The sequence below is a fragment of the Neoalteromonas flava genome, from assembly GCF_002807685.1.
In the GTDB taxonomy this organism is placed as follows: Bacteria; Pseudomonadota; Gammaproteobacteria; order Enterobacterales; family Alteromonadaceae; genus Alteromonas_E; species Alteromonas_E flava.
This window is the reverse complement of sequence record NZ_PEAX01000004.1, coordinates 321,427-347,345: the sequence shown is the minus strand read 5'-3', so window position 1 is coordinate 347,345 and position 25,919 is coordinate 321,427. Positions and strand designations below refer to the sequence as shown.

23 protein-coding genes are annotated in these 25,919 nt (G+C 46.3%); 11 read left to right on the top strand and 12 right to left on the bottom strand.

Annotated elements, in window-relative coordinates; genetic code table 11:
* Window positions 1-22: 22 nt before the first annotated feature.
* Window positions 23-1,051 carry a ligase-associated DNA damage response exonuclease gene (locus tag CSH92_RS11670; RefSeq protein WP_100657808.1) on the top strand — a complete coding sequence of 343 codons (1,029 nt, stop codon included), beginning with the start codon at window positions 23-25 and terminating at the stop codon, window positions 1,049-1,051.
* Window positions 1,051-2,649, top strand: coding sequence for a cisplatin damage response ATP-dependent DNA ligase (locus CSH92_RS11665; RefSeq protein ID WP_100657807.1), 1,599 nt, complete (start codon window positions 1,051-1,053; stop codon window positions 2,647-2,649). The genes CSH92_RS11670 and CSH92_RS11665 overlap by 1 nt, the downstream gene beginning before the upstream one ends.
* 32 nt (window positions 2,650-2,681) lie before the next feature.
* Here CSH92_RS11665 and CSH92_RS11660 read toward each other — a convergent pair whose 3' ends face one another.
* Complete coding sequence (locus CSH92_RS11660) at window positions 2,682-3,290, bottom strand: glutathione S-transferase family protein (protein ID WP_100657806.1); 609 nt, start codon at window positions 3,288-3,290, stop codon at window positions 2,682-2,684.
* A 315-nt stretch (window positions 3,291-3,605) separates the two neighbouring features.
* Between CSH92_RS11660 and CSH92_RS11655 the strand changes: the two genes are divergently transcribed.
* A complete protein-coding gene (locus CSH92_RS11655) occupies window positions 3,606-4,403 on the top strand; it encodes a thioredoxin family protein (protein WP_100657805.1) in 798 nt (265 codons plus the stop codon).
* Window positions 4,404-4,534: 131 nt separating this feature from the next.
* Here the strand turns inward: CSH92_RS11655 and CSH92_RS11650 are convergent, their stop codons facing one another.
* Window positions 4,535-6,367, bottom strand: a complete 1,833-nt coding sequence (locus CSH92_RS11650; protein WP_100657804.1) for a S8 family serine peptidase — start codon at window positions 6,365-6,367, stop codon at window positions 4,535-4,537.
* A gap of 346 nt (window positions 6,368-6,713) precedes the next feature.
* On the bottom strand, window positions 6,714-7,643 hold the full coding sequence (locus CSH92_RS11645; RefSeq protein ID WP_100657803.1) for a LytR/AlgR family response regulator transcription factor: 930 nt from the start codon (window positions 7,641-7,643) through the stop codon (window positions 6,714-6,716).
* A gap of 51 nt (window positions 7,644-7,694) precedes the next feature.
* Here CSH92_RS11645 and CSH92_RS11640 point away from each other — a divergent pair, with 51 nt between their 5' ends.
* Window positions 7,695-8,840: an acyltransferase family protein gene (locus CSH92_RS11640; RefSeq protein ID WP_100657802.1), complete on the top strand. Its 1,146-nt coding sequence runs from the start codon at window positions 7,695-7,697 to the stop codon at window positions 8,838-8,840.
* A 9-nt stretch (window positions 8,841-8,849) separates the two neighbouring features.
* Here the strand turns inward: CSH92_RS11640 and ubiG are convergent, their stop codons facing one another.
* Window positions 8,850-9,623 carry a bifunctional 2-polyprenyl-6-hydroxyphenol methylase/3-demethylubiquinol 3-O-methyltransferase UbiG gene (gene ubiG / locus CSH92_RS11635; protein WP_100657801.1) on the bottom strand — a complete coding sequence of 258 codons (774 nt, stop codon included), beginning with the start codon at window positions 9,621-9,623 and terminating at the stop codon, window positions 8,850-8,852.
* A 68-nt stretch (window positions 9,624-9,691) separates the two neighbouring features.
* On the opposite strand from ubiG, the gene CSH92_RS11630 reads away from it, so the two are divergent.
* The 3 genes from CSH92_RS11630 (at window position 9,692) to CSH92_RS11620 (ending at window position 11,022) form a co-directional block, all read left to right on the top strand.
* Complete coding sequence (locus tag CSH92_RS11630; RefSeq protein WP_100657800.1) at window positions 9,692-10,054, top strand: DUF2237 family protein; 363 nt, start codon at window positions 9,692-9,694, stop codon at window positions 10,052-10,054.
* Window positions 10,055-10,152: 98 nt separating this feature from the next.
* Window positions 10,153-10,533 carry a VOC family protein gene (locus CSH92_RS11625; RefSeq protein ID WP_100657799.1) on the top strand — a complete coding sequence of 127 codons (381 nt, stop codon included), beginning with the start codon at window positions 10,153-10,155 and terminating at the stop codon, window positions 10,531-10,533.
* Window positions 10,534-10,578: 45 nt separating this feature from the next.
* Window positions 10,579-11,022, top strand: a complete 444-nt coding sequence (locus CSH92_RS11620; protein ID WP_100657798.1) for a YqaA family protein — start codon at window positions 10,579-10,581, stop codon at window positions 11,020-11,022.
* Between the two features lie 43 nt (window positions 11,023-11,065).
* On the opposite strand, the gene CSH92_RS11615 is transcribed toward CSH92_RS11620, so the two are convergent.
* The 6 genes from CSH92_RS11615 to CSH92_RS11590 form a co-directional block, all read right to left on the bottom strand.
* Complete coding sequence (locus tag CSH92_RS11615) at window positions 11,066-12,505, bottom strand: aldehyde dehydrogenase family protein (protein WP_100657797.1); 1,440 nt, start codon at window positions 12,503-12,505, stop codon at window positions 11,066-11,068.
* Window positions 12,506-12,514: 9 nt separating this feature from the next.
* Window positions 12,515-14,155 carry an acetolactate synthase large subunit gene (locus tag CSH92_RS11610; protein WP_100657796.1) on the bottom strand — a complete coding sequence of 547 codons (1,641 nt, stop codon included), beginning with the start codon at window positions 14,153-14,155 and terminating at the stop codon, window positions 12,515-12,517.
* 207 nt (window positions 14,156-14,362) lie between these two features.
* Entirely contained in the window at window positions 14,363-15,280 is a 918-nt protein-coding gene (gene glsB, locus CSH92_RS11605) for a glutaminase B (protein ID WP_276307870.1), read from the bottom strand.
* Window positions 15,281-15,295: 15 nt separating this feature from the next.
* The gene (locus CSH92_RS11600; protein ID WP_100657794.1) at window positions 15,296-15,754 is read right to left on the bottom strand and encodes a DUF4112 domain-containing protein; all 459 of its coding nucleotides are present in this window, start codon (window positions 15,752-15,754) and stop codon (window positions 15,296-15,298) included.
* Complete coding sequence (gene hemH, locus CSH92_RS11595) at window positions 15,754-16,833, bottom strand: ferrochelatase (RefSeq protein ID WP_100657793.1); 1,080 nt, start codon at window positions 16,831-16,833, stop codon at window positions 15,754-15,756. The genes CSH92_RS11600 and hemH overlap by 1 nt, the downstream gene beginning before the upstream one ends.
* Window positions 16,834-16,920: 87 nt before the next feature.
* Window positions 16,921-18,513, bottom strand: coding sequence for an AbgT family transporter (locus CSH92_RS11590; protein ID WP_205662168.1), 1,593 nt, complete (start codon window positions 18,511-18,513; stop codon window positions 16,921-16,923).
* 212 nt (window positions 18,514-18,725) lie between these two features.
* Between CSH92_RS11590 and CSH92_RS11585 the strand changes: the two genes are divergently transcribed.
* The 4 genes from CSH92_RS11585 to CSH92_RS11570 are packed head-to-tail and all read left to right on the top strand — an operon-like array spanning window position 18,726 to window position 23,725.
* Window positions 18,726-19,265 (top strand): hypothetical protein, encoded by a 540-nt coding sequence (locus tag CSH92_RS11585; protein ID WP_100657791.1) that lies wholly within the window; start codon window positions 18,726-18,728, stop codon window positions 19,263-19,265.
* A gap of 6 nt (window positions 19,266-19,271) precedes the next feature.
* A complete protein-coding gene (locus CSH92_RS11580) occupies window positions 19,272-21,044 on the top strand; it encodes an OmpA family protein (protein WP_100657790.1) in 1,773 nt (590 codons plus the stop codon).
* Between the two features lie 13 nt (window positions 21,045-21,057).
* The gene (locus tag CSH92_RS11575; RefSeq protein ID WP_100657789.1) at window positions 21,058-21,549 is read left to right on the top strand and encodes a Rab family GTPase; all 492 of its coding nucleotides are present in this window, start codon (window positions 21,058-21,060) and stop codon (window positions 21,547-21,549) included.
* A gap of 1 nt (window position 21,550) precedes the next feature.
* Window positions 21,551-23,725: a putative bifunctional diguanylate cyclase/phosphodiesterase gene (locus CSH92_RS11570; protein WP_100657788.1), complete on the top strand. Its 2,175-nt coding sequence runs from the start codon at window positions 21,551-21,553 to the stop codon at window positions 23,723-23,725.
* Window positions 23,726-23,829: 104 nt separating this feature from the next.
* Here CSH92_RS11570 and hflC read toward each other — a convergent pair whose 3' ends face one another.
* Both hflC and hflK read right to left on the bottom strand, forming a co-directional pair.
* On the bottom strand, window positions 23,830-24,720 hold the full coding sequence (gene hflC / locus CSH92_RS11565; protein WP_100657787.1) for a protease modulator HflC: 891 nt from the start codon (window positions 24,718-24,720) through the stop codon (window positions 23,830-23,832).
* 2 nt (window positions 24,721-24,722) lie between these two features.
* A complete protein-coding gene (gene hflK / locus CSH92_RS11560) occupies window positions 24,723-25,883 on the bottom strand; it encodes an FtsH protease activity modulator HflK (protein WP_100657786.1) in 1,161 nt (386 codons plus the stop codon).
* Window positions 25,884-25,919: the final 36 nt, after the last annotated feature.

Here is a 25,919-nt window from a genome sequence, read left to right as displayed (position 1 = left end):
AACAGAGAAATTCTAACCGCTTTTGAAACATCCCAGAGAGTGGCTCGAAGTCCGTGATGCTGGTTTATATTGCGTACCTGCTGATTGCTATATCGACCCCCATGAGCCTGTTGCTCGTGCGATCATAACCCATGGACATGCAGACCATGCGCGCCCCAACAATACATGGGTTGTAGCGACACCAGCAACGCTCGATATTATGCAGTTGCGCTATGCTGAAAGTGCTTGGCAACGAGCCACACCCTTGCCATACAAACAAGCACTGCAGCTTAACTCAGACGTGAGTAATCCAGTGATCCTTGAGTTCCGTCCAGCGGGACATATCCTGGGTTCAGCCCAAGCGGTCATCGATTACGGCGGCAGCCGGTTAGTAGTCTCAGGTGATTACAAACGGCGTCACGACCCTACCTGTGAACCATTTGAGGTCGTACCCTGTGATGTTTTTATTACCGAAGCAACATTTGCGTTACCCGTGTTCAAGCACCCCCCTATTGCACAGGAAATTGAAAAATTACTGCGCTCACTGCAACTGTTTTCCGAGCGTTGTCACCTAGTCGGCACGTACGCGTTGGGTAAGTGTCAGCGCGTCATCATTGCGCTACGTGAACTGGGTTATCAACAGCCCATATATTTGCATGGTGCGCTGATTAAAATGTGTGAGTTATATACTCAACACGGCGTTGAACTCGGTGAGTTAGTGGCGGTCAGTGATGTGGACGATTTAACCACTCTGGCGGGCAAAATAGTGCTTGCCCCTCCTTCAGCACTCAATGACCGCTGGTCGCGCAAGTTACCGAACGTGCTAACCGCCATGGCCTCAGGTTGGATGCAGATCCGCGCCCGCAGTAAGCAGCGCAATGCCGAATTACCGCTGATCATTTCCGACCACTGTGATTGGCCTGAGTTACTGCGAACGGTTCAAGAAGTTAATCCGCACGAAGTTTGGGTTACCCATGGGCGTGAAGAGGCATTGGTTTACCAAGCGCAAAACATGGGCTATAGAGCGCAAGCTCTAGCCGTTCTGGGTTTTGATGAAGAGGCCAGTGATTAATGGAAGCCTTCTCACAACTGCTCGAACAGCTGTATTTCACGAACCGACAAACCACCAAAGCTCGCGCCATAAAGCACTACTTGGCGACCACCCCTGATCCCGACCGCGGATGGGCAATTGCAGCACTAGCTGGGACGCTACGATTTGACTTATTCAAACGCGCCCTGATAAGGCAACTACTGTTAGAGCGGACTGACGAGACCTTGTTCAACCTAAGCTATGACTATGTTGGCGAGATGAGTGAAACCGTCGCTCATCTCTGGCCAACTGCAGCTCCTGTATCGCATACGAAGCCACTTCCAAGTTTATCCACCGTAGTCGAAACTTTCCGTAGTGCTGATAAAGACCAGATACGAACCTTCCTGATCTATTTGCTTAATACGATGAACCCCGCACAACGCTGGGCGCTACTCAAATTGGGTACTCGCGGAATGAGAGTCGGCGTTTCAGGGCGTTCAGTAAAGCGTATTCTCGCCGACTACGGTAACCAACCGCTAAATGAAATTGAATCGCTTTGGCATGGTGTGGAACCTCCCTATACGGAGCTCCTACAATGGTTAGATGGCGACGCAGAAAAACCGGATGTCTCTGATCGCGTAACATTTAACCCAGTGCTGCTTGCGCAACCACTCGATGAAACAAAACTAGCCGACGCCGATAGCGATTATCTCACCATTGCGGACTGGCAAGTGGAATGGAAATATGACGGCATCCGTGTTCAGCTGGTCAGCACGCCAAATGGCAAAGCACTATTTACTCGCACCGGCGACGACATTAGCCATAGTTTCCCCGATCTTCTAGTCCAAGTGGATTTCCATGCCATTTTTGATGGTGAACTCCTGATCATCGAGGCGGGTAAAGTTGGCAGTTTCAATGAATTGCAGCAGCGTCTAAATAAAAAGAAACCAAGCTTGAAATTGCAAACACGATTACCAGTAGGAATTATGGTCTACGACGCGCTTTCTATTGGTGATGATAAACTGACTGAACAGCCACTAAGGTCACGAAGACAGTACATAGAGCATTGGTTTGCGCAGCAAACACGCGCCTGTTTTTATTTATCCGAACGTTTATCGGTCGATTCGATTGCAGCCTTAAAACAGCTCAGAGAAACCGCCACAGACAACCAGCACAATGCTATTGAAGGTCTGATGCTAAAGCGCTTAGATAGTTGCTACGTTTCAGGACGACCGGCCAATCATTGGTTGAAATGGAAGCGTGATCCGTTGCAAGTCGATGCCATCATGATGTATGCGCAACGCGGGCATGGTAAACGTTCTTCTTACTATTCAGACTTTACTTTTGGCGTGTGGCTGCAAGACACCATCGTCCCCATAGGTAAAGCTTATTCTGGTTTTACTGATGCGGAGCTGAAGCGCTTAGATCGCTGGGTTCGGCAAAATACCGTCGGACGCTTTGGTCCGGTTAAAGAAGTCAAGAAAGCCTTAGTCTTGGAAATCGCTTTTGACTCTGTACACCCATCTAACCGGCACAAATCAGGCGTTGCGTTGCGCTTCCCAAGGATCAGTCGGATCCGCTGGGATAAACCAGCGGATGAGGCTGACACCCTAGCAACAGTGCAACAGCTGATCGGTTAGTGTTGTAATTCATAGCATCCCTTATTAGGCCCTCAAGCAGCAGCACTTGGGCGCTTACTGACCCGCTCATACCACGCTGTTAAAGCCGTATACTCAGGCTTAATACGTATATCCACAACCCGCGCGAAGTCGATTGCACACAGCGCTGTTATATCGGCGATAGTAAATGAATCACCGGCAATATACTCAGACACAGCCAAACGCTTTTCCAACAGTTTTAGAAATTTAGCAGCGTTGATTCCGGCCTCTTTGCCAAACTCTGGCACCGGATTCATACGATCCTTAAAATACCCCGTAGAGTGCTGAAAACACATCCCGACCTGCATGAATAAGCCAAACTCGACTTGCCTATTCCATTGCATAATTTGCGCTTTTTCGAGCGCAGTTGAGCCCATCAAAGGCGGCTCTGGATGCAAAGCCTCAAAATATGTACATATAGCGTCTGACTCACTAATACAGGTACCATCATCTAGCTCTAGCACCGGGATTTTACCCAATGGATTTTTTGCGCGCATTTCAGGCGATAAATTTTCACCTTTCTGCAAATCAATTTGTTTGGTCGGAACCTCGATGCCTTTTTCGGCAAGAAAGATCCTTACCCGTCGAGGGGTTGGGGCTGTTTTAGTATCATAAAGTAACATGCTAGCTCCTAAGCAACGCTTCGTCTTATTCGTCAAACAAACCACACTTTAGTTGAGAAAAGCAACTTTTCATTTTTGATAGTCTTGAACTAAAAAACGGGATGAAGGCGACTCTCAATAACGACAGAAGTTATATGCACACAGACTATCACCTTGAGAATCAGCTAAAACCAACCAGCAAAAGCCCCCCCTCTCTTAATTGAGATTATTCGGGAATATCCTACCCTTTTCGAAAGGACGGAATTCACGTATAAATGGCAATCCTTGGCAGCGTTGAGGCCAACACTCTGTTTACCGCTCATACACAGGAAAATTATGTATCGTTCATTGATTTTAATTGCCATAGTTGCCCTCGTCGGAACCACTGCGAAGGCTGCTGACGAAAACGCGCCAGTACTTGCTGATTATACTTACCAGTATTCAGCGAACCTCGAACAACGCATCGCCGATGCCAGTGCATTGGCGATACAGCAGAAGAAAAACCTTATGCTCGTGTTTGGGGCTCAGTGGTGTCATGACAGCCGCGGCTTTGCCCAACAACTTTCCCAACCAAACGTTGATGTGCTGATAAAGCAATTTTATGTGCCTGTATTTATCGATGTAGCAACCTACCGTGACTTGCGCTGGCTAACCGAGCGCTATAATTATCCGGGTTATTTTGCGACCCCAACCGTGATGGTTATCGAACCTGTCAGCAAACAATTACTCAATCGCGATAATATGGTGCTATGGAATACCGCCGACAATGTTAAGCAAGAAACCTATTTAGAATACTTCACTCATTACGCCAACGCCGAAAACTCCAGACCTGAAATATCCAACAAGCAGCGTGAATTGTTACAGCACGTACAAGGGTTTGCAGCCCAGAATACCGCACGCCTGTTTGCTGGATTTGCCCGCTTAGGCCCGATGATGGACCTCGCCTTTAATGACGAATTGAATGATTTTACTGAATTAACGGCACTTTCAGAGGAGGTGTACGCGTTTCGTATGCAGTTACAAGAGGACTATCATCGATTGTATGCGCTGGCTAATGATTTAAGTCTAAATGAAAATATCCAGTTTCCAACTTATGGGCCGTTTAGTTGGGAGAACTCTGCTGTAGCTAACTAAGCAGCAGACTCAACACTAACTAGTACAACACCCAACGGCAAATCACAGACGACAACTATCATCACGAAAATTTGAGTAATAAAAAACCCGAAGGGCTTTCGCGCTTCGGGTTTTATACTTGAGCGTCTTGCTTAGAACACGACCTGCGCAGTTGCAGAACATGTGCTTGAAGCTTCTTCACAGACTTGGTAAAGATATATGCCACCACCTTTGCGATTCAATGCATCGGTATATGCACCATCGTTCGCCGTTGTCGCAATCAACTGACCGTCACGGTAAACGTCAACATTTGCAGTCGTCGCACCTTGCCAGCTTAAGTCAACCACTTGAGAGCCTTTGTTTTTATAACCTGAGGCATCAAGAGTGAAGTCACCACTTGGTGGTGGAGGCGGAGGTGGCTCGGTACCACCACATGGATTAGCCGTTAGGTAAGCATCAGCATCTGCTGCTTGGACAATACCGTACCCGAAGTAAACGTCTTTACCTGCCGCACCTGAATCAAGCGCCGTTTGCTTCAATACATTACGGATCTCTTCACCTGAACAGCTTGGGTGATTTGACCATACTAACGCTGCAATACCTGCAACAGTTGGAGTAGCCATTGAAGTTCCGCTGAGGAAGCCATAATCACTTGCACTAATCGAGATATCCATGCTGCCTGCTGCTAATAAACCAGAACGGTCTTCTAGCGCAGCACCAACGGCAGGAATAGAGGTGTCATTGGTGTCTCCCAATGTACCGAAAAGCATACCCGCTTCGTTATTAATAATAACCGCGCCAACACCACCTGACTGTTCACAGTTGTTCACTTTGTCGTAGAACGAGATAACACCACGATCAATCACACAGATTTTTCCGTTCGCATTGGCGTCGACTGACTCAGCGGTGCCCATGAAGTAAGTTTGACCCGTTGCATTACCTGCGTTTTCCATTGCTGAAGAAGCAAATGCTGCGCCGTCAGCAGTTAGGCCTGATGAAGTTGCAAGACCGGCTGGGAAGGTTGATAAGGTATCAACACCACCTGCGGTAACTTCAACACACACAGTTTCATCGGTAGAAGCGCGCTTACCACGACCTACAGTACAGCTTGGGAATTGTGAAAACGTTGCGATATTGTTATCTGCGTCATTCGCTCCAATCATCATAACGGCTGGGTATGCTGCGGGGTAAGAAGCAACTGAGTTGCCATCATTACCTGCTGCTGCTACCACTAAACCGCCCGCTGCACGGAACGCTTCAAACGCATTTTCTTCAGTGCTATTCGCACCGCCGCCACCTAAGCTCATGTTAATGATGTTAGCGCCGGCTGCAGAACAAAGTTCAGCTGCGCGAGCAAGGTCAGAAGAATACCCCCATCCAGCTGCGTTGAATACTTTGATGATGTGCATGTCAACACCTGGCGCCATACCGATCACACCATAAGTGTTATCTGCAGCACCAATAGTACCTGCTACGTGAGTACCATGCTCGCCACCCGCTTCAAACCAGTTGCCGGTGCCTGAATCGTTGTCACCAGTTACCCGATCCCAAAGGAAATCAGGGTTAGATGCGTCTAGACCTGAGTCGATAACGCAAACTTTCATGCCTGCGTTGGCATCAAAGTTTACTTGGTCAGCTTGCGCTTGGTAGTAACCATACGGCGTGATTTGTTGCGCCATAGGATCGCCTAGGTCGTCATTGAACAACGCCATTGGACGACGAACTTGGTCAACTTCCACAAGCTTAACGTGAGGGTTATTTAATACACCTTTGATTTCAGCAAGACTTTTGCCAGCAAATTCAACTGCGATGAAGCCGTTACCTTCGACTTTTAATTCACCACCAGCTTTCCTCGCTAGATTTTTAACAATGCCTTTACCTGGATTATCCACTTGAATGACGACACGCTCACTGGCCTGTACTGCGGTCGCTGATAGTGCAAGCAAGGTTGCTGACACGAGTGGCTTTAATTTTAAATTTTTCATAGGAGGGATCCTAACTTCTTGTTGTTTATGAACAGACTACAGAAGTTCCATTTCTTCCGTCCAACATCGATTATTATTATAATTTTTCATTCACTTTGTTTATAAAGCGACCAGAGGACTCTACGCCAGGTGCGACGAAATGACAATAATGAAAGATAAGTGACATTAGAAATATTCGCTATAACTGTGGAAAATTCTCAAAAAACAATATTTAAATCATGATGTTACTGATTAAGATATTTTTTTCGAATAATATTCTGCATATGAGCAGATTTTACGAATATAGCATCGATATTGGTGCACCTTTGCGTTTTAAAATTTACGTGAAGGCCAGTAAAATCAATATTTACAGCGATAGCCGCTGTTTAAAAGCGTCTTTATAACGTCGCGATAAAGGGAGTTGGTCTCCTCTCTTAGTTACGATCTCACCGTCGCCACTAGGCGTGTAAGTAATATGCTCAATATGGGCAAGATTGACTGCTTTAGATCGATGTACACGCACAAACTGGTGACTCAGTCGGGTGACAATTTCAGCAAGTGTGGTACGTAACGGATATATCCTTCCATTGGCGTGCAGGTTCACGTAATTTCCTGACGCTTCAAGCCAGCTGACATCCTCGACTTTAACTAAAAACTCTTTATCCAGCTTTCTCACGAGCAAATGTTGAGGTACATCTTTCGGGCTATCGTTTTGTGACTCATTAATGAAATTGGCTTCGCCTAACATACGCCGATAAAGCGCCATAAAGACATGATAGAGCAGCAGCACAAATAAATACCCCCACACATCTTTGCGGTATTCATAGATAAACTCTCGTACCCAAGGACCAAAGTCATAATTACCACCCGCAAACCAATAGGCTCCCTCGCGCAATAATACCATGCCGCATACATGTAAAATCGCGTACGCTAAACTCAATCCCAAATGCATCAGGATCTGATGTGTAGGTTTGCTGAATCGTAAAGGATAACGCTGCCAAAACCACAACAAAACCGGGACCAACATTAAATTGGCCAACATACTGGTGTATTCCCATACAAACGGCTCCCATAACGCAATTGAAGGTGTATCGCCTCGGGTTGCTTCCATCCATACGGAACTGGCGGTAATCGTATTGTTGATGAAAACATAAACGACCAACAGCAAGAAAAAGAATCGTGTCGGGCGCTGCGCGGCTATGCGTAAATACCACTGCGTCCAACTGGAAACTTCATCCCGATTATCCGCCGCTTGTCCCTCAGGCGCCTCCGCTTGGCCATTCTGTACTTTTTTCATTCTGCCGTTTAAACCAGTGTTGTTACTTCATCACGGTAATGGAGAAAGTTTGTGAACACAACTCTACAACGGCGTTACGATATCGATTGGCTAAGGACCCTGGCCTTTCTATTGTTAATTGGCTATCACATCGGCATGTACTATGTATTCGACTGGGGCTGGCACATCAAAAGTGCCACACAGTTTGTCTGGCTGCAGGATGTTATGATCCTGTCTAATCAGTGGCGGATGTCATTGCTATTTTTCATTTCTGCCTTGTCGCTTGGACTGTTCCAGCAAAAATATTCTCTCAATGGCCTAATAAAAGTACGTAGTAAGCGCTTACTTATTCCTCTAATTTTCGGCATGTTGGTGATCGTCCCACCCCAACAGTATATTGAACTTGTCGATGGCGGTCTGTTGCAAGCCGACTATTTAGGCTACTTGGCTGCTTACTATGGGTTGCCGAGTTCACTGCCAGAATCTGCTCTCTCTCACATTAATCTAACGTGGAACCACCTGTGGTTCTTACCTTACTTATTTTGTTATACGGTACTTTTGCTGGCATTTCATCGCGTTTGCCAAAAGCTTGCGCGTATCATTGAGGAGAAATTAACGCTCTGGCAGTTTGTGCTGATTTTAATCATTGTGATGTCTGTGATTTGGTTAACCATGCGGCGCACTTTCCCAGTCACCCACGATTTAATTAATGATTGGTACAGCCATGGCAAGTACTTCCTCGTATTTATCGCGGGTTATGTAACGGCTTTTATGCCGCACCTTTGGCAACGGATTATAGACCACCGGCGCGGACTGTTGTTTTTGGCGCTTTGTGGTTATGCATTGTTAATCGCAGACCGCCACGACGCTTTAAGTTACCTCGCAGAACAGTTTGAAACCTCACTAGCCGTGCGTGCGCTTTATGCGATTATCGTGACCGGCAATCATTGGTGCTGGATACTAACGATATTAGGTTATGCTGGTCGCTATTTGCGACAAGACGCGCCAATGCTGCGCTATGCCAATCGCGCTGTGCTAGCGTGGTATCTGATGCATCAAACTCTAATTGTCGTGATTGCCGCTTGGCTCCAACCTTATGCATTACCCGTACCGTTAGACTTCTCAATAATACTGCTTGCGACAGTACTGGGATGTTGGTTGAGTTTTGAGATCGCCAAGCGCTTTCGAGTTACCCGTTTACTGTTTGGCATTCAATAAGCGAAAAATTTAGCGCTCAGGTTTACCGTATGCCTGAGCGTAATTCACCGCCAAGCTATTGCTTTCCACCCATTGCTTGGCAAGCAATCGATAGCTCATGCCGGTTTGAGCCGTTAATTGCAGACCTGCCGAAACGGTCATCTCCCGAAGTTCCTTTGGCTTAACAAACCAGCGCCAATCATGGGTGCCGCGCGGCAAATAGCGCATAACGTACTCAGCCCCAAGAATCGCTATCACGAAGCTTTTGATTGTACGATTAAGCGTAGCCAGAATAAGTAGCCCTCCCGGTTTGACTAGTTGGCAACATTCACTGATCAATTGTTTTTGGTCTGGCACATGTTCGACAACTTCAGCATTAATCACCACATCAAACTGCGCGTTTTGCGCTACCAGATCACTGCTTAACTGGTGCCGATAATCGATAGTTATCTCGGATTGTCGAGCGTGGCTGCGCGCGACTTCAATACTTACCGCACTGGCATCGATGCCGGTGACATTCGCTCCTAACTTGGCCAACGCTTCAGAAACCAAGCCGCCACCACAACCAACATCCAGAATGTTAAGCCCGTTGAGGCTGTCAGAATGTTTCGGATCGCACGAGAAATGGGCCTGTATTTGTGCAACGAACCACTCCAGGCGCGCGCGATTAAACTCAAGTGCAGTCTTAAATTTGCCCTGAGGGTCCCACCATTCACGCGCCATCGCGTCAAATTTAGCGACCTCTGCAGCAGATAAGGTGGAGCTTTTTGACAGCGGTGCACTGAGTTGACTTTTATCCAGCATAAAATCAGTTAACAAGTGATTATAAATACGTCATGCTTATACGCGTGACTGCAAAGGAAGTTTAATTTATGGCAAATGCACGTAATGTACTGGGCAAACCGTTGCAATTATGTTGCGGCAATACTGGTTTTACTCGTGAGGGATTTTGTTACGTACCTGACAGTGACTTCGGTAACCACAGCGTCTGTGCCGTGATGACAGATGAGTTTTTACAATTCTCATTGCAACGGGGAAACGACTTGCTCACGCCGAATCCACAGTATAGCTTTCCAGGCCTGAAAGCCGGTGATAAATGGTGTTTATGTGCCTCCCGTTGGTTAGAGGCTGAATCAGCCGGCGTTGCCCCTCCCGTTGTGCTTGCCGCGGTGAATCAAAAAGCGCTAGATATCATTCCATTACAGACTCTGCGTCAGTATGCCCATCAAGCTTAAATTATCTAACTGAGGAATACTTATCTATTCGCAATAATCAGTTAACCTTGTGCACTATCAGCGCTACATTAGCTAACGATTATTTTTAGGAGATCTATATGTTTAGCCATGTCATGCTCGGCGCCAATAATGTTGAAGAGTCCAAACGCTTTTATGATGCGATTTTGGGCGAGTTAGATATCAAACCTGGTGTTATGGATGAGTTGGGACGTTGCTTTTATATGACCGATAAAGGTGTATTTGTTCTTACCAAGCCTATTAATGGCGAACCCGCTTGTCACGGTAATGGTAGTACCCTTGGCTTTGCAGCGAGTTCGCCAGAGCTGGTAGAAAAGTGGCATGAGGTTGGCCTCGAAAATGGTGGGACTGCTTGTGAAGATCCGCCGGGACTGCGCAGCAATGGTAAACTATCACTGTACTTAGCTTACCTGCGGGACCCCTCAGGCAACAAGATTTGTGCGTTGCATCGCCCCAAATAGCCATCACTCAACGCAAGGTAGGTTGAAGTTGAAGCGTTGTTTGAAATGACAGAACTTCTCGCTCAACTAGGCCTACCGGGTTTATTCCTCAGTGCACTGCTCGCGGCAACCATTTTGCCTTTCGGCAGTGAAGCCATATTTATTAGCTTACTGCTTACTAAGACACCGTACCTTACAGTCATTATTATTGCGTCTATTGGCAATACCCTAGGATCGGCGATTAATTATACGATTGGTCGCTGGCTGAGTGATCGTGCAGCCAAACGATGGTTGCGACTGGATGATGCAGCTATCGCCAACGCCCAACGACGTTTTGACCGCTACGGCTTGATTGCTCTGTGTTTCGCCTGGGTGCCAATAATAGGGGATCCTATCACCCTGCTTGCGGGTATGCTGAGAGTCCGATTTGGTGTATTTCTGTTGTTGGTCGCTATCGGCAAAACCGCGCGCTACGGTATACTGGCCTATGTAACCTACAGTGCAATGTGATGCCCTCATAGTCGGGCTGCCCATTCAGCAGCCCCTAAGACCCTTATGGATTGGGATTACGCAAAACCATCAAGCGAATTTCTGTCATATCCGCAATGGCATAGCGGATACCTTCACGCCCAAGGCCGGACTCTTTTACTCCACCATACGGCATATTATCGACCCGCCAGCTCGGCACGTCACCGATAACCACACCGCCAACATGCAGCTTATCCCATGCTTTATGCGCTTTATAAATATCCCGGGTAAACACACCCGCTTGTAAACCAAATTGGCTGTCATTGACCCGCTCTAAAGCTTCATCATAATCGCTGAACCGACTGATGATTGATACTGGGCCAAACGCTTCCTCAGCATTCACTTTAGCATCACGCGGCGCGTCCTCAAGAATGGTTGCTTCTAGCATTGCACCCTCGCGCTTGCCACCGCACAACAAGTTCGCCCCAGCATCCACTGCTTGCTTGATCCATTGCTCTAAACGTTCAGCCTCTGATTCCGCAATCATAGGGCCAATAAACGTCGACTCTTCTAATGGATCACCGTGCACTAGGTTAGCCACTTTATCGACGTAGCGCGCTTTAAAATCAGCATATATACTGTCGTGAATAAGAATACGCTGTACGCTGATACAACTTTGTCCAGACTGATAGTAAGCCCCAAATACAATCCGCTCAATGGCATCATCAAGGTCGGCATCAGCATCCACCACACAGGCTGCATTCCCACCCAATTCAAGTACTACGGGCTTCTTGCCTGCACGCGCTTTTAGATCCCAGCCAACATCCGGCGAACCGGTAAAACTAAGTAACTTAAAGCGATCATCTGTAGTAAATAAATCAGCTCCATCTCGCGAACAGGGCAAAATCGAAAACGCGCCCTCTGGAAGCGCAGTTTCAGCCAATACTTCGCCCATTATGATTGCCCCTAAAGGTGTGCGCGATGCGGGTTTAAGCACGAAAGTGCAGCCGGCAGCGATAGCGGGTGCCACCTTATGTGCGGCTAAGTTCAACGGAAAATTAAAGGGCGATATAAATGAACAAGGGCCAATCGGTACGTGCTTGTACATGCCGGTGTAACCCTTTGCTCGCTCGGTAATTTCTAAGTTGGTTACTTCACCATTGATGCGCACAGCTTCCTCTGCAGCAATACGAAAAGTATCGATCAAACGGGTGACTTCGCCTCTGGAATCCTTAATGGGTTTGCCAGCCTCAATGCATAGTGCATAGGCGAGTTCTTCGGCCCTTTCAGTAAATCGTTGGACACAATGATTGAGCACTTGTTGCCGCTCGTAGGGGCGCATTGCGGTCATTGCTTCTTGCGCTTTTTCTGCAGCAGCAATGGCTTCATCAATGATCTTAGCGTCAGCCATAGCTACTGTCGTTGCGACCTCTCCGGTATATTTATTGGTGACTTTCAAATCCTGATTGGCAAACACCGGTTTACTGGCCAAATAATACGGATAGGCTTTTTGCAGACTAGACATAGACACTCCTTATAATTCTTTGCTCAATTCTTTGATGGTTTTATTCAGGGTTTGGTCATTCAGGCTATAATCAACCGGCACATCAATTAAATGCACTGCGGGCTCGTTTAAACAACGCGTCAGAAGAGGGCCAAGCTCCTCCGAGCTTTCTATGCGCCAGCCTTTGCCGCCATAGGACTCAACGTATTTAACGAAGTCTGGATTACCGTAATCCAAGCCAAACTCATCAAAACTCATATGTGCTTGCTTCCATTTGATCATGCCGTAGGCATCATCACGCAAGATTATTACCACAATATGCAATTTCAATCGCACGGCAGTTTCCAGCTCTTGGCTATTCATCATAAAGCCGCCATCACCGCACACTGTAATTACCGGCTTATCAGGATGCACCATTTTAGCTGCCATCGCTGACGGTAATCCCGCCCCCATGGTCGCCAAAGCGTTATCGAGTAGCAGGGTATTTGGAAAACGAGCAGGATAATTACGCGCAAACCAAATTTTATAGACCCCATTATCAAGGGTAACAATGCCATCTTTGGGCATGGCTTCACGCACAATTTTGACAAAGCGCTCTGGTAAAATTGGAAAACGGTCGTCTTTTTCACTTTCTTGGCGATGACTCACATAGGCATCGTGTACATCGCGATAAAAATCCAATTTCCAACTGTTTTGTGGGGTTATCCCCTCTTTGATTTGCCAAATACTATTAGCAATGTCACCAATCACTTCCAACTGTGGGAAGTACACCGGATCAACAGCCGCCGAATCAAAATTAATGTGGATCACTTGCTTGCCATCATCGTGCATGAAAAACGGTGGCTTCTCGACCACATCATGGCCCACATTGATAATGAGATCGGCGCGATTGATCACTCGATGGACAAAATCGCCGTCAGACAGCGCGGTATTGCCCATAAACAGCGGGTCGGTTTCATCAATTACCCCTTTACCCATTTGCGTTGTGATAAACGGAATACCGGTTTTCGAGACAAATTCCCGCAGCATTTTAGAGGTCAACTTACGATTAGCGCCAGCGCCAATCATTAGTACCGGAGAAGTCGCTTGCTCAATCATTTCGACCGCTTTGGTAATCGCTTTGTATTCGGCAATTGGTCGACGGGCCACGCTAGGTTTAATTAGCTGCGCTTGAGTAGTCTCTGCAGCGATGTCTTCAGGCAACTCGATATGCACAGCGCCGGGGCGCTCTTCATGAGCTAACCTGAACGCTTCGCGGACCACAGAAGGAATTCGGTCACCACTAACCACCTGGGTGGTGTATTTGGTGATTGGGCGCATCATGTCAACCACATCGATCACCTGAAAGCGCCCTTGCTTGCTCGTTTTAATCGGCTTTTGCCCAGTGATCATCAATATTGGCATAGCTCCGAGTTGAGCGTACGCGGCTGGAGTAACCAGGTTGGTTGCACCAGGACCCAGTGTCGATAAACAAACCCCAACCTTGCCAGTTAAACGCCCATAGGTTGCTGCCATAAAACCAGCGCCCTGCTCATGTCGAGTAAGGATAAGTTTGATGGATGAGTGGCGAAGCGATTCAAGTAAATCTAGGTTTTCTTCTCCGGGGATCCCGAAAACGTATTCAACCCCCTCTGCTTCAAGCGCTTTGACAAACAAATCAGATGCTTTCATTCATACTCCCTGGCAATTTTATCCGAACCATACGTGAATACGGCTTAAAAATTTTCGATGTAATAAACCCTAGCAGCTAAACCCTCACAACGAGCAATTTTATTCGGAATATTAAAGTATTAGTAAGATTTACTAGCAATATTGAGGATATAAAGATCATTTAGATCCGACGTCTAAACGAGCAAAAAATTGAAACCGTCTCTGAATTTAAAACAATTGCAAAGATAAGCGACTAGCAAATTGCTCCAATGCATAAATCCCTGCACTTGAGTTGCCATAACTGTTTAGTTTGGGTGACCACACAGCGATGCTGAATTGATTTGGTACGAATGCAACAATGGCACCTCCAACGCCGGACTTGCCGGGCATTCCTACCCGATAGGCGAAGTCACCGCTGGCGTCGTAAAGACCACTGGTGAAAAGCAGAGAGTTTAATTGTGCATTCTGTTTTGCTGACACCACCTCACGCTGCTTCAGTGCATCTTTACCTTTATTGGCTAGAAAACTAAAGGCAGTAGCCAATTCAGCAGTATTCATTTCAATGGCGCAAAAGGAAAAATAGGTTTTTAGTACATCGTCGACAGAATTTTCAAAGTTACCGAAAGACTTCATTAAATTGGCCATGGCAGCATTGCGATAGCGGTGCTCATATTCACTGCGCGCAACTACCAGATCAATAACTAATTTTGGATTACCTGATAACTCCCGCAGAGTTTCTAGCATGTGGTGGATGGGCGCGGACAAACGTGAATACAATGCATCACAAGTAACAATAGCACCGGCATTAATGAATGGATTGCGTGGCTTGCCCTGCTCAAACTCTAACTGGGTTAGAGAATTAAAAGCTGTACCTGAAGGCTCCTTACCGACGCGCTGCCAAAGGTCATCACCATAACGCTGCAATGCCAGGGTTAAGGTCATAATTTTGGAAATCGATTGGATAGTGAATCGCTTATCACATTGGCCGACATTAAATCGTTCGCCATTGATAGTACATACCGACATACCGAATGCGTCGGCGGGAGCATTGGCTAGAGCAGGGATATAATTGGCAACATTCCCTTCCAAACTACCCATTTTCTCACTTACGTCTTTATAAATAGCCTCAAGCGTTTGATGCAAGATATGATTAGTAAGCACTTACTTGCCCAGTTCTTCCATTTTCTTTTCCCATTCCGCCAGTTTCTTTGCTGTGTAACTATCGACTTCTGATTTATGAGATTCAATCCACCAGCGTTCAAGCAATTGTACGTTTTTTCGATTAGCTTTATAGAAGAGGTCTACAACATCCCCAACGACCGGAATAAAACCGAGGCCAAAGTCCACTAGGACGTTGCGTAACATCTTACTCTGAATATGCTCTGGTGCGCCTAACTTGCGCCCTAAATGGACTATCCGCAGGGCTGCCAACACCATGGTTGCGTCGCCTACACCCGGTATTAACCCAATAAGAAAATCCAGACCAACTGGAATTCCGATGACAGGTATTTTTACTGCAGTATCGAGTAAATTCGCAATATCCTGCGCCTTGCGCAGCTCCTTGGGCGCCATCCCCTGCGGATTATCTTCTGCCTTGGGTGTTAATTGCTGATTATCCATTAGCGTTCTGCCCCTAATTCTGCCGCCAATTTCGCACGCAATGCATAATCGTCACCAACCTGCCAGGCGTGCAAATTCTCCTGTATCATCGAAAATAACACATCAATGTGACCCGGATCACTGTTAAGTGCGGCAATGTACTCGTAGCGTTCGCCGCCAGCTTCCAGGAAATAATCGCGGTTCTCAACACCAATTTCCTCAATGGTCTCTAAACAATCTGACGAGAATCCCGGACAAACCACCTGAACTGATTTTACCCCCTCGCTAGGTAAATCCTGAAGCGTATGATCAGTGTAAGGCTTTAACCATTCCTCGCGACCAAAGCGTGATTGAAACGTCGTCATATATTCACTTTTTTCTAGCCCTAAGTGTGCGGCTATTAAACGCGATGTTTTGTGACATTCACAGTGATAGGGATCACCGTTGAGTAAGTATCGTTTTGGGATCCCGTGATAAGACATGATCAGCTTATCTGCGCGCCCATGCTCCTGCCAATGCGCTTTGATTTTGTCAGCCAGTGCAGCAATATAGCGCGTATCATCGTGGTAATGACTAATAAAACGAAAATCTGGCAACCATCGACTTTGCTTAAAGCAATCAGCAATCGCGTCAAACGTCGAGCCCGTAGTAGACGCACAATATTGGGGATAGAGGGGTAAAACTAAAAGCTTGCGCACACCCTGTGCCTGCATCCGGGTGATAGTTTGGCTAATGCCGGGCTGTCCATAGCGCATCGCGAAATCAACCACAACATCCTCACCATACACTTCTCTACAGCGTTGGCTAATCGCTTCGCATTGATCCTTGGTGTGAACCATTAAGGGTGAGCCCTGCTCAGACCAAACCGTACTGTATGCATGCGCCGAACGCTTTGGGCGAATATTGAGTATGATGCCATTAAGCACAAACCACCAAATCAAACGCGGCACTTCAACCACGCGAGGATCTGATAAGAACTCTTTTAAGTAAGGGCGTAAAGCCTGTTTAGTCGGTGCTTCTGGGGTGCCAAGATTGGTGATCAAAACACCTATCTTATCGGGTTGGCGATGAGAAAATCCGGAATTCGATTGATACTTCATAATGCAACTTAATAAAAAGGGTTAACCACAGTACGCAGCTAACCCTAATTTAGACTTATCAAACTCGCAATCGCAAGTGACAATTTGTTACGGGGTGTAATAGGTAGCAGCCCCAGGACCGACAGGCATGCCGAATATGAATACCCAAAGGTAAAAGAGTAGTGTCCAACCCACAATGAACACCATTGAATACGGAAGCATCGTAGCGATTAACGTACCCATGCCTAAGTCTTTCTTATAGCGCGCCGCGATCGCAAGGATCAAACCAAAATAACTCATCATGGGTGAAATAACGTTAGTCACCGAATCACCAATCCGATAAGCCGCTTGGATCACTTCAGGCGCAAATCCTATCAACATTAGCATCGGCACGAAGATAGGAGCAGTAACCGCCCACTGAGCAGATGCGCTACCCAAGGATAAGTTTACGATGCCACACATGATGATAAATAAGATAAACACCTCAGGCCCATCTAAGCCGAGGGTTTGCAACAAGGTTGCCCCTTTTACCGCCAACACCGTACCCAAGTTAGTCCACTTGAAGAAAGCAACAAATTGCGCAGCAAAGAAAACTAGGGTGATGTATAGGCCCATTGAGCCCATACTTTTAGACATCGCATTGATGATGTCTTTATCATTTTTCATGGTGCCTGCAACCCGACCATAAACAAACCCTGGCACGGCAAAGGTGATGAATATAAACGCAACTATCCCGCGCAAAAACGGAGAACCTGCAACTTCACCGGTTTCAGGGTTACGTAAAATACCGTTCTCAGGGACAATCGTTAATGCCAACAGTCCACACAATAAAATAAAGGAAACTCCAGCCCAACGCAGTGCTTTTCGCTCCTGCTCGGTAGGCGCTTCCATTTTCTGTTCGCCTAAATCAATCGAGGCTTCCGTCGGGTCGTATTTGCCCAAGCGAGGCTCGACGATTTTTTCGGTAACAAAGGCGCCCATAAACGCAACGGCAAAGGTACTAATGAACATGAAGTACCAATTGACTTCAGGTCCGACAACATAACTTGGGTCAAGCATGTGTGAGGCAGCTTCGGTTATCCCCGATAGTAACGGGTCGACTGTACCGAGCAATAAGTTCGCACTGTATCCTCCAGAAACCCCAGCAAATGCAGCAGCTAGTCCTGCTAGTGGATGGCGACCAAGAGAATGAAAAATCATGGCTGCCAATGGAATAAGCACTACATAGCCGAGTTCTGACGCGGTATTCGAAATAATGCCGGCGAACACGATAGTCACTGTGACTGCGCGCTTAGAGGCATTCATAACGAGGGCGCGCATAGCAGTAGAGAGTAAACCACTGTGCTCGGCAACGGATACGCCGAGCAAAGCGACTAATACTGTGCCTAATGGTGCAAAACCGGTGAAGTTTGTCACCAAGTTCATAACAATACGCTGCAGCCCTTCTGCATTCAGTAACGAAATAACCTCTATTACACCGTCAGGATCACGGCCAGCAGCGCCTAACGGACGCGGATCAGCAACCCCATAGTCAATGAAGCCAAGCAATCCACTTAATAAAACAATAAAACACGCTAGCAAGGCAAACAGCGTAATCGGGTGAGGTAATAAATTTCCTAACCATTCAACGGTAGCCAAAAAGCGGTTAAACCACCCACCATTCTTTGGCGTGGTAGTTTGCGATACATTGTGAGAATTCAAACGCAGTCCTCTTTCTGTCGCAATGAACCGAAAAGGGTATCGGTTACAGCTTTATAATAATTATTTGGTATAAGCGTGAGTTTACCTAATTTCCCGCAAGAAGTGCAGACTTAATCCCACCCTACGCCCAGTTGCTGTATAAAAAGTATCCAAATGTTAATAAAAAGTATATATTTCAGTCAGGTGATTGCGCTTTCAAGAAGGAAAAGTACGTGGCTGAAAAATCCAAAAAGGTAGCGAAAGTAGAACCACAGGGAACTAATGATGAGCTAGGTCAGCTTCGTGAGATTGTTTTCGGCTCCGCTCGGCGCGAGATTGAAGATAAAATCGCCAACCTCGATCGCAATATGCAGAATTCTTTTGCTGAATTACAGCACTCAATGTCTGAGCATGTTAAAGCACTGCACGCCACTATCGAAAAAACGGCCGCTGAGATGCAGCAACAACTTTCAAGTGTCGATCAAAGCCATCAGCAAAAAAGCGATGAGCTTAATACCTATGCTGATCGCTTATCTTCTGAACTAGAGATGGCAGAAACTTCTGCGAAAGAGGATGCAGACCAACTGCATGACCGGCTCGACAAAGAAGTGCGTAAGCTCACAGAACATTTTAACAGTCAGTATGAAGAAGCCATGTCTAAGTTAGCGCAGGTAACCCAAGAGTTGACGACGTCAAAAACTGACCGCAAAACCTTGGCGAAACTATTGGCTACTATGGCAATTAACCTAGAGACAGACGAAGGCGACGAGTAGTCTTACATGTCGTTGGAATCGCAATCTGATCAAACGTCTTCAACTCGCGACAGTGACGAACTAACGCGACTCCGTCAGATTATACTTGGAAAAGATGGTAAGCACTTACTTTCTGCTTTGGAGCCACATACTAGGAAGCTCGTAGGAGATGTACTGGTTCAAGCCCTGCACGACAGACAGAAAAAGGACAACTCAATACAACATGTTGTTGCTCCGATGGTTGAAAAGACCGTTGAAAAATCAGTGGCGAATCATAGCGAGCAATTTATCAGTATTTTGTATCCTTTGGTCGGGAGTTTAGTACGTAAGTCCGTTAGTGCGTTCTTGTCACAATTTATCGAGCGCACCAACGATATAATTGAAAATGCGTTATCACCTAAAGGTCTGAAATGGCGCTTTCAGGCATGGCAAGCTGGCGTCAAGTATTCCCAATTTGTTGCCGGACAAACCTATGTCTATAAGATTGAGCAGTTGCTACTGATCCATCGTGAAACTGGACTCTTACTAAAATCGGTATCTGCCAACGTTGAAGGCGATGCCGATGCCGATTTAGTCTCTTCAATGCTCTCGGCCATTAATGAATTCGTCGCAGATTCCTTTTCAAAAGAGAATTCAGAGAGGCAACTTGATGAAGTGAAAACGGATGATTTCACCCTTTTAATATCCTCCAGTCCACATGCCCTGCTCGTCGCTGCAGTAACTGGTATCGTGCCTCATGATGTGCGCGCCCGCTTACAAGAACTGTTAGATAGTATTCACAGCGTTCACCGCGAAGACTTGCAGAACTTTAACGGGGATACTTTGCCTTTTGAGGTCACAGATATTCAGTTGAGAGAAAACCTCGCCGCGCAAGTCAAACCTGAATATGAAAAAAAGAACAAAATTCCATGGTTTGGCTGGGCAGCTTTTTGCGCCATTTTATTTGCTCTGGCTTTTTGGGGTAACTCTGCATGGCAGTCTCAGCAAATTTATCAATCCCTGTTAACTTTAAATCAAGAACCCGGTGTACTGATCACTAAAATAATTGATGGGTCAGATGGTAAGTTTGAAGTAACAGTGTTGCGAGATGCTGAAAGCGAAAGTCTGCAAGATTGGGTAGCCAGCCATGGATTGAGCACCAATGATGTGATGTTTCGCGAGCAATCTTTTATTTCAGTTGAGCCTGAGATTGTTAAACGCAAACTTTTGAAATTGTTAAATCGTTACCCGCAAATAGATGTTATAGACGATCTAAAGATTACCCTTTCGGGCGATTTAAATTGGCAGGATATGCAGCAATTTAATGCCGCTCTAGCAGCTTTACCTGGAGTTAATGTGTTGCAGATTGACCGCAGCCAACTGCAACTTATTGAAGTGAGTTTGCAAGCTAGCGACCAGCCGGCCATTCAACGTCAGCTCTTTGAACAACTAGTAGGGGAAATTTCACGCGTTAATATTGAGTTTGATAGCGGCGATGCCGAGCTGAACCCTGTCGCTATGGATAACATTATTGCATTGACGAAAATTCTTAAAGACGCACTTAAAACTGCGCAAAATTTAAACTTAAGTGCTAATCTAATTATTATCGGAGCGAGCGATTCTTCCGGTGCTTCAAGCACTAATCTACGTCTCAGTTTAGCGCGCGCTAATGCTGTAAAAGCGGCATTGATCAATCAAGGCATCCCGGTAAGCCAGTTATATGCAACGGGTATTGGTGAAATCAACCTGTCAGACAATGCCGTGGCGACTCGCCGCGTAATGTTCAATTTAATGTACGCAGATAATAAATCTGCATCGTAAGCCACGGAGGGTTATGTTCCAAAAAAAGGTCTGTATGTTAGGCGCCACGGGCGTCGGCAAGACCAGCCTTATTCGCCAATTCGTTGAAGGCTTTTTCTCGGAAAAGTACTTAACCACAATAGGCGTCAAAATCGATAAAAAGCAAATCCGTGTCAACAGCACTGATGTGCAGCTGATGCTATGGGATCTGGAAGGTATTGACCGGTATTGCGGCTTTAAACCTCGTTATTTGCGCGGTGCCAGCGCGATTTTCATCGTTATGGACCGCTCCAGGGCCCAATCACTTGTGGAGGGGATGGAAATTCTTGAGATGGTGCGCGAGCATACCGATATCCCTGCAATTATGGTGATCAACAAGTGTGACTTATCTGAGGCATGGCATTGGGATACAGATCATGTAAATTTACAAGCCGAGCGATTTGCAGCAACCTATTACACCAGCGCCAAGACTGGTGAAAACGTTGAAGCCATGTTTGAAAAAATTGCCGAACTGAGTCTGAACTGAAATGAATGCCTCATTATTTCAAGCATTAGGGATCATTGATTGCACCATCTTACGGCATCTGGGCAAACATTATTTTGAAGTTATCTTTAGTAAAGCTGATTGGAGTGAATTGCTGTTACCCGAGAGCAAAAACTCAAGTCCCTTCAAACTTAGTGACAACTCGCCGTTTTTAAGTGATTTCTTGGTCGAGGCAGAAGAGTTTTGGCAAAAGCATGCTACTGGCCAGATACATTCAGGAATTTGGAGTGAGCAATGCGGTAAGCAGCTATTACATTTGGAGGCAATTGCTGCGTTTGCAGGAGGCGAGCAGTTTATTGTTATCAATAACATGCAGCACGAATATCAGGAACAACAGCAAACCTTACAAGTTGCCAGAGAGTTATTGCTATCAAACGATAAGTTGCAGTCTCAGCATCAATATATGCAAGATAGACTGGCTCAAGTACTTGGCCAAAATGCTAGCCTGCTTGAACTCTCTCTGCCGATCCAGCAAGCTATTGAACATGCCTCTTTGGCCGTTATTATTACCGACAGCCATTGGCAAACATTTACTATCAACCCAGCCGCTTGGCAACTATTCGCACTCGACCCGCAAAAGGCGGATACCTCACCCCTACGGATCGTGCAGCGAATGCTCGAAAAGCAGTATCCTGAATATGAACGGATCCTTAACTATCGCTCTGACTGGAGCGGTGAATTATATTGGCACAGTCCTCCCAATTATCACAAATGGATCCAGTGCGAATTGCACCCTATCAATGATGAAAAGCAACAAACAAAACACTGGGTTACCACATTAAGCGATATCACCCGGATAAAATATTTGCTGCAAGTCAATGAAGACTTGGCATTGCATGACTCGCTAACAGGATTGCCCAACCGCCAGTATTTCTGGCAAAGGGTTGAACAGTCTATTGAATCTAAACAACGTTTTTTTGTGCTCTATCTTGATATCGAAAAGTTTAAACAAGTTAATGAGTTACATGGTCATTCAGTGGGTGATTCGATGTTGATCTCAGCGTCAAAACGGTTGAAGAAACGTCTTCAGAAAGAGCATTTTTTGGCGCGCATAGGCGCGGATGAATTTGCCATAGTGATACCGGAAGCATCATCTCAGCAACAATTAGAAGAGATTCACCGAGGTGAAGAGGTCGTTGATGAAATAGAGCGCGTTATATCCCTAGCTGCCGATCTGCGCAATGACTCGCTCTCGCCACATTACACAGATCGTGATGAACGCTGCAATCTGCCTTTTAGAGTCGGTATAGCTCACCATCCCAGCGATGCTGTGCAAGCGGAATCACTCATGAAAGCTGCTGATTTAGCACTCCAAGCGGCTAAGTTATTTGCTCAGGACCCCATTCAGCTCTATTCGAATGATTTAAAAGAGAGTTCTGACGCACGCTTGCGCCTCGAAACCAAATTACGCGATGCGATTACTAATGAAGAATTAGAGGTGTACTTACAACCTATCGTTGATTTATCGTCTGGCCAAATTGTTAAAGCTGAAGCCTTATTGCGCTGGTTTCAAACGGACGGTGAAGCAATAGCTCCTGATGTCTTCATACCAGTAGCAGAGCAAACCGGCTTAATTTATCCGCTAGGGAAATGGGTAATTACCGAAGTGTGCAAAATCCTTGCTGGTTTTAAAGCACGTAATATCAATATTAAATTGGCGATGAATGTAAGCCCCAGACAGGTCAGTGAACGGCATCTTTTTGAGTTCATTAAAGCGACAGCTGAACGTTTAGGTGTAGATGCACAGAAACTTGAATTAGAGCTCACCGAAGGCGTTTTAGTCGACAATTACCAGAAAGCGCAAAAGTTATTAAAGTCATTGCGTGATATGGGAGTCACAATATCAGTGGATGATTTTGGCACGGGCTATAGTTCTCTTGCGTATCTCAAACACCTCCCCATCGATCATCTAAAAATTGACCGCTCATTCATTAGTGATTTAGACCAGGATGATGACGACCGCGCAATTGTACTCGCTATTTTAGCGATGGCTAGCCAACTCAAATTAACCGTTATTGCAGAAGGCGTCGAAACGGTTGCTCAACAACAGTTTTTAAAGGAGCACCTATGTACTTCTGCGCAGGGGTATTTGTATGCTAAACCTATGTCTCTAGAGGATTTTTACCAGTTCCTAGCAACTCAGAAAAGCAGTCATTAGCTCCCTCAAAATGTTGATGTGATGCAGAGCTCTCTAAAAAGGACCAGCAATAAAAAACGCCTCACATAGAGGCGTTTTTTTAATTGATAAACAAGCGCAGAAAGTTACTTGCTCTGCTGCCCTGATTGTTGATTCAAATAACGGAAGAAGTCGTTGCTTGGCTCAACAACCATAATATCTTGTTTGCTATTAAAGCTCGCGCGATAGGCATCCATACTCCGCAAGAAGCTATAGAACTCCGGGTTTTTGGAGTAGGTAGAAGCGTAAATTTGGGCTGCCAAGGCGTCCCCTTCACCACGTAGCTGACGCGCATTACGCTCGGCATCTGCAAGCATAACTTCAACTTTAGCATCAATATCAGCGCGTAATACTTCTGCCTGTTCTTGACCTTCTGAGCGGTGCTCTCTCGCTACACCTGCTCGCTCTGCACGCATGCGCTGGAAGATCGAAGCACTAACTTCAGTCGGTAAGTTGATTTGCTTAACGCGCACATCCACGATGGCAATACCTAACTCGTCAGAACTGCTTGAGGCTTGCTCCATCGCTTGGTCCATCAATGCCGAACGCTCTCCCGATACAATCTGAGAGATCGTGCGGGCACCGAACTCTGAACGTAGACCGTTATTGACCTTTTGCTTCAATAACGCTTCGGCTTGCAACTTGTTCCCGCCTGTCGACAGATAATAACGCTCGAAGTCATTAATACGCCATTTCACGTAAGAATCGACTATCAAGTCCTTCTTCTCTGATGTTACAAAACGATCAGGCGCATCGTCCAAGGTCTGTACGCGAGCATCCAAAGTGCGAACAGAATCGATAAAGGGAAGCTTAAAGTGCAACCCTGGAGAAAAGACTTTGGTAGCTCCCGTCTCGCTGTCTTTTTGGATTTTACCAAACTGGATAACGATGGCTTTATTACCTTCTTTAACCACGAACAAAGAACTAAATCCAAGCACCACAAATAGGGCTAGAATCACTATACCTAAATTTTTCATCATTAATCCCTCCCTCCGCGATTAAAGCGATCAGTGCGTGACGACGTGCGTGGTGATGTATTCGTCTGTTGGTCTGGCGTTGCTGCGTTACGTAATGAATCTAACGCATTGCGCGAGACGTCTTGAGAAAACGGCACCGCTCCTTGACGCTCCATCATTTTGTCCAGTGGCAGGTACATAATATTGTTACCACCACCTTCGTTATCGATCATGATTTTAGAGGTGTTACTAAAGACATGTTCCATGGTCTCAATGTAAATACGCTGACGAGTTACCACTGGTGCAGCTTCGTATTGCGGTAGTAGCTCTTCAAAACGAGCAACTTCACCCTGAGCTTGCAAGATGACACGTTCTTTATACGCTTGAGCTTCTTCGTTCATGCGGTTCACTTGACCACGCGCTCGCGGTTCAATTTCACGCGCATACGCTTCCGCTTCACGAATAAAGCGCTGCTCATCTTCTTGCGCCGCAATTGCATCATCAAAAGCATCTTTTACTTCTTCAGGTGGACGCGCGTCGCGGAAGTTCATATCGACAATTTGTACACCCATGTTGTACGGCTCAATGATCGCTTGGAGTTCTTCCCAGACACGCTGACGCGTCACTTCACGCCCATCAGTCAAAACGTCATCCATTCTAGAGTGGCCTACCACATAGCGGATTGCACTATCCAACGCTTGGCTTAGGCTCACTTCAGGTTCAACCACTGCGAAAGTCCAGCGATAAGGGTCAACGACGCGGAATTGCATTTCCATTTGCACTCTGACAAGGTTTTCGTCTTCGGTAAGCATAGAACCTGAGGACGACTGATCACGAATCGATTGGATGTCGACAGGGATTACCGTGTCCACAAATGTAGGCTTCCAACGGAGACCTGGCTCAACTTGAGAATAATACTCGCCAAAGCGCAAGACCACGCCCCGCTCTGCTTCGCGGATGGTGTAGAAACCGCTAATCACCCATACAACGATTAGCAGACCAGCGATAATGCCTGCGCCGATACCACCAAAACTTTTACCCGAGCCTCCGCTCGAGCCACCATTTTTCGCAAACTTACCAAATAAGTTCTTGAACACATCATCTAAATCCGGTGGACCTTGGTCACGTCCCCCCTTGTTTTTCCAAGGGTCGTTGTTATTTCCACCCGGCTGATTCCAGGCCATAAGCATACTCCGTAAACTTCAATTAAATTCTGATAC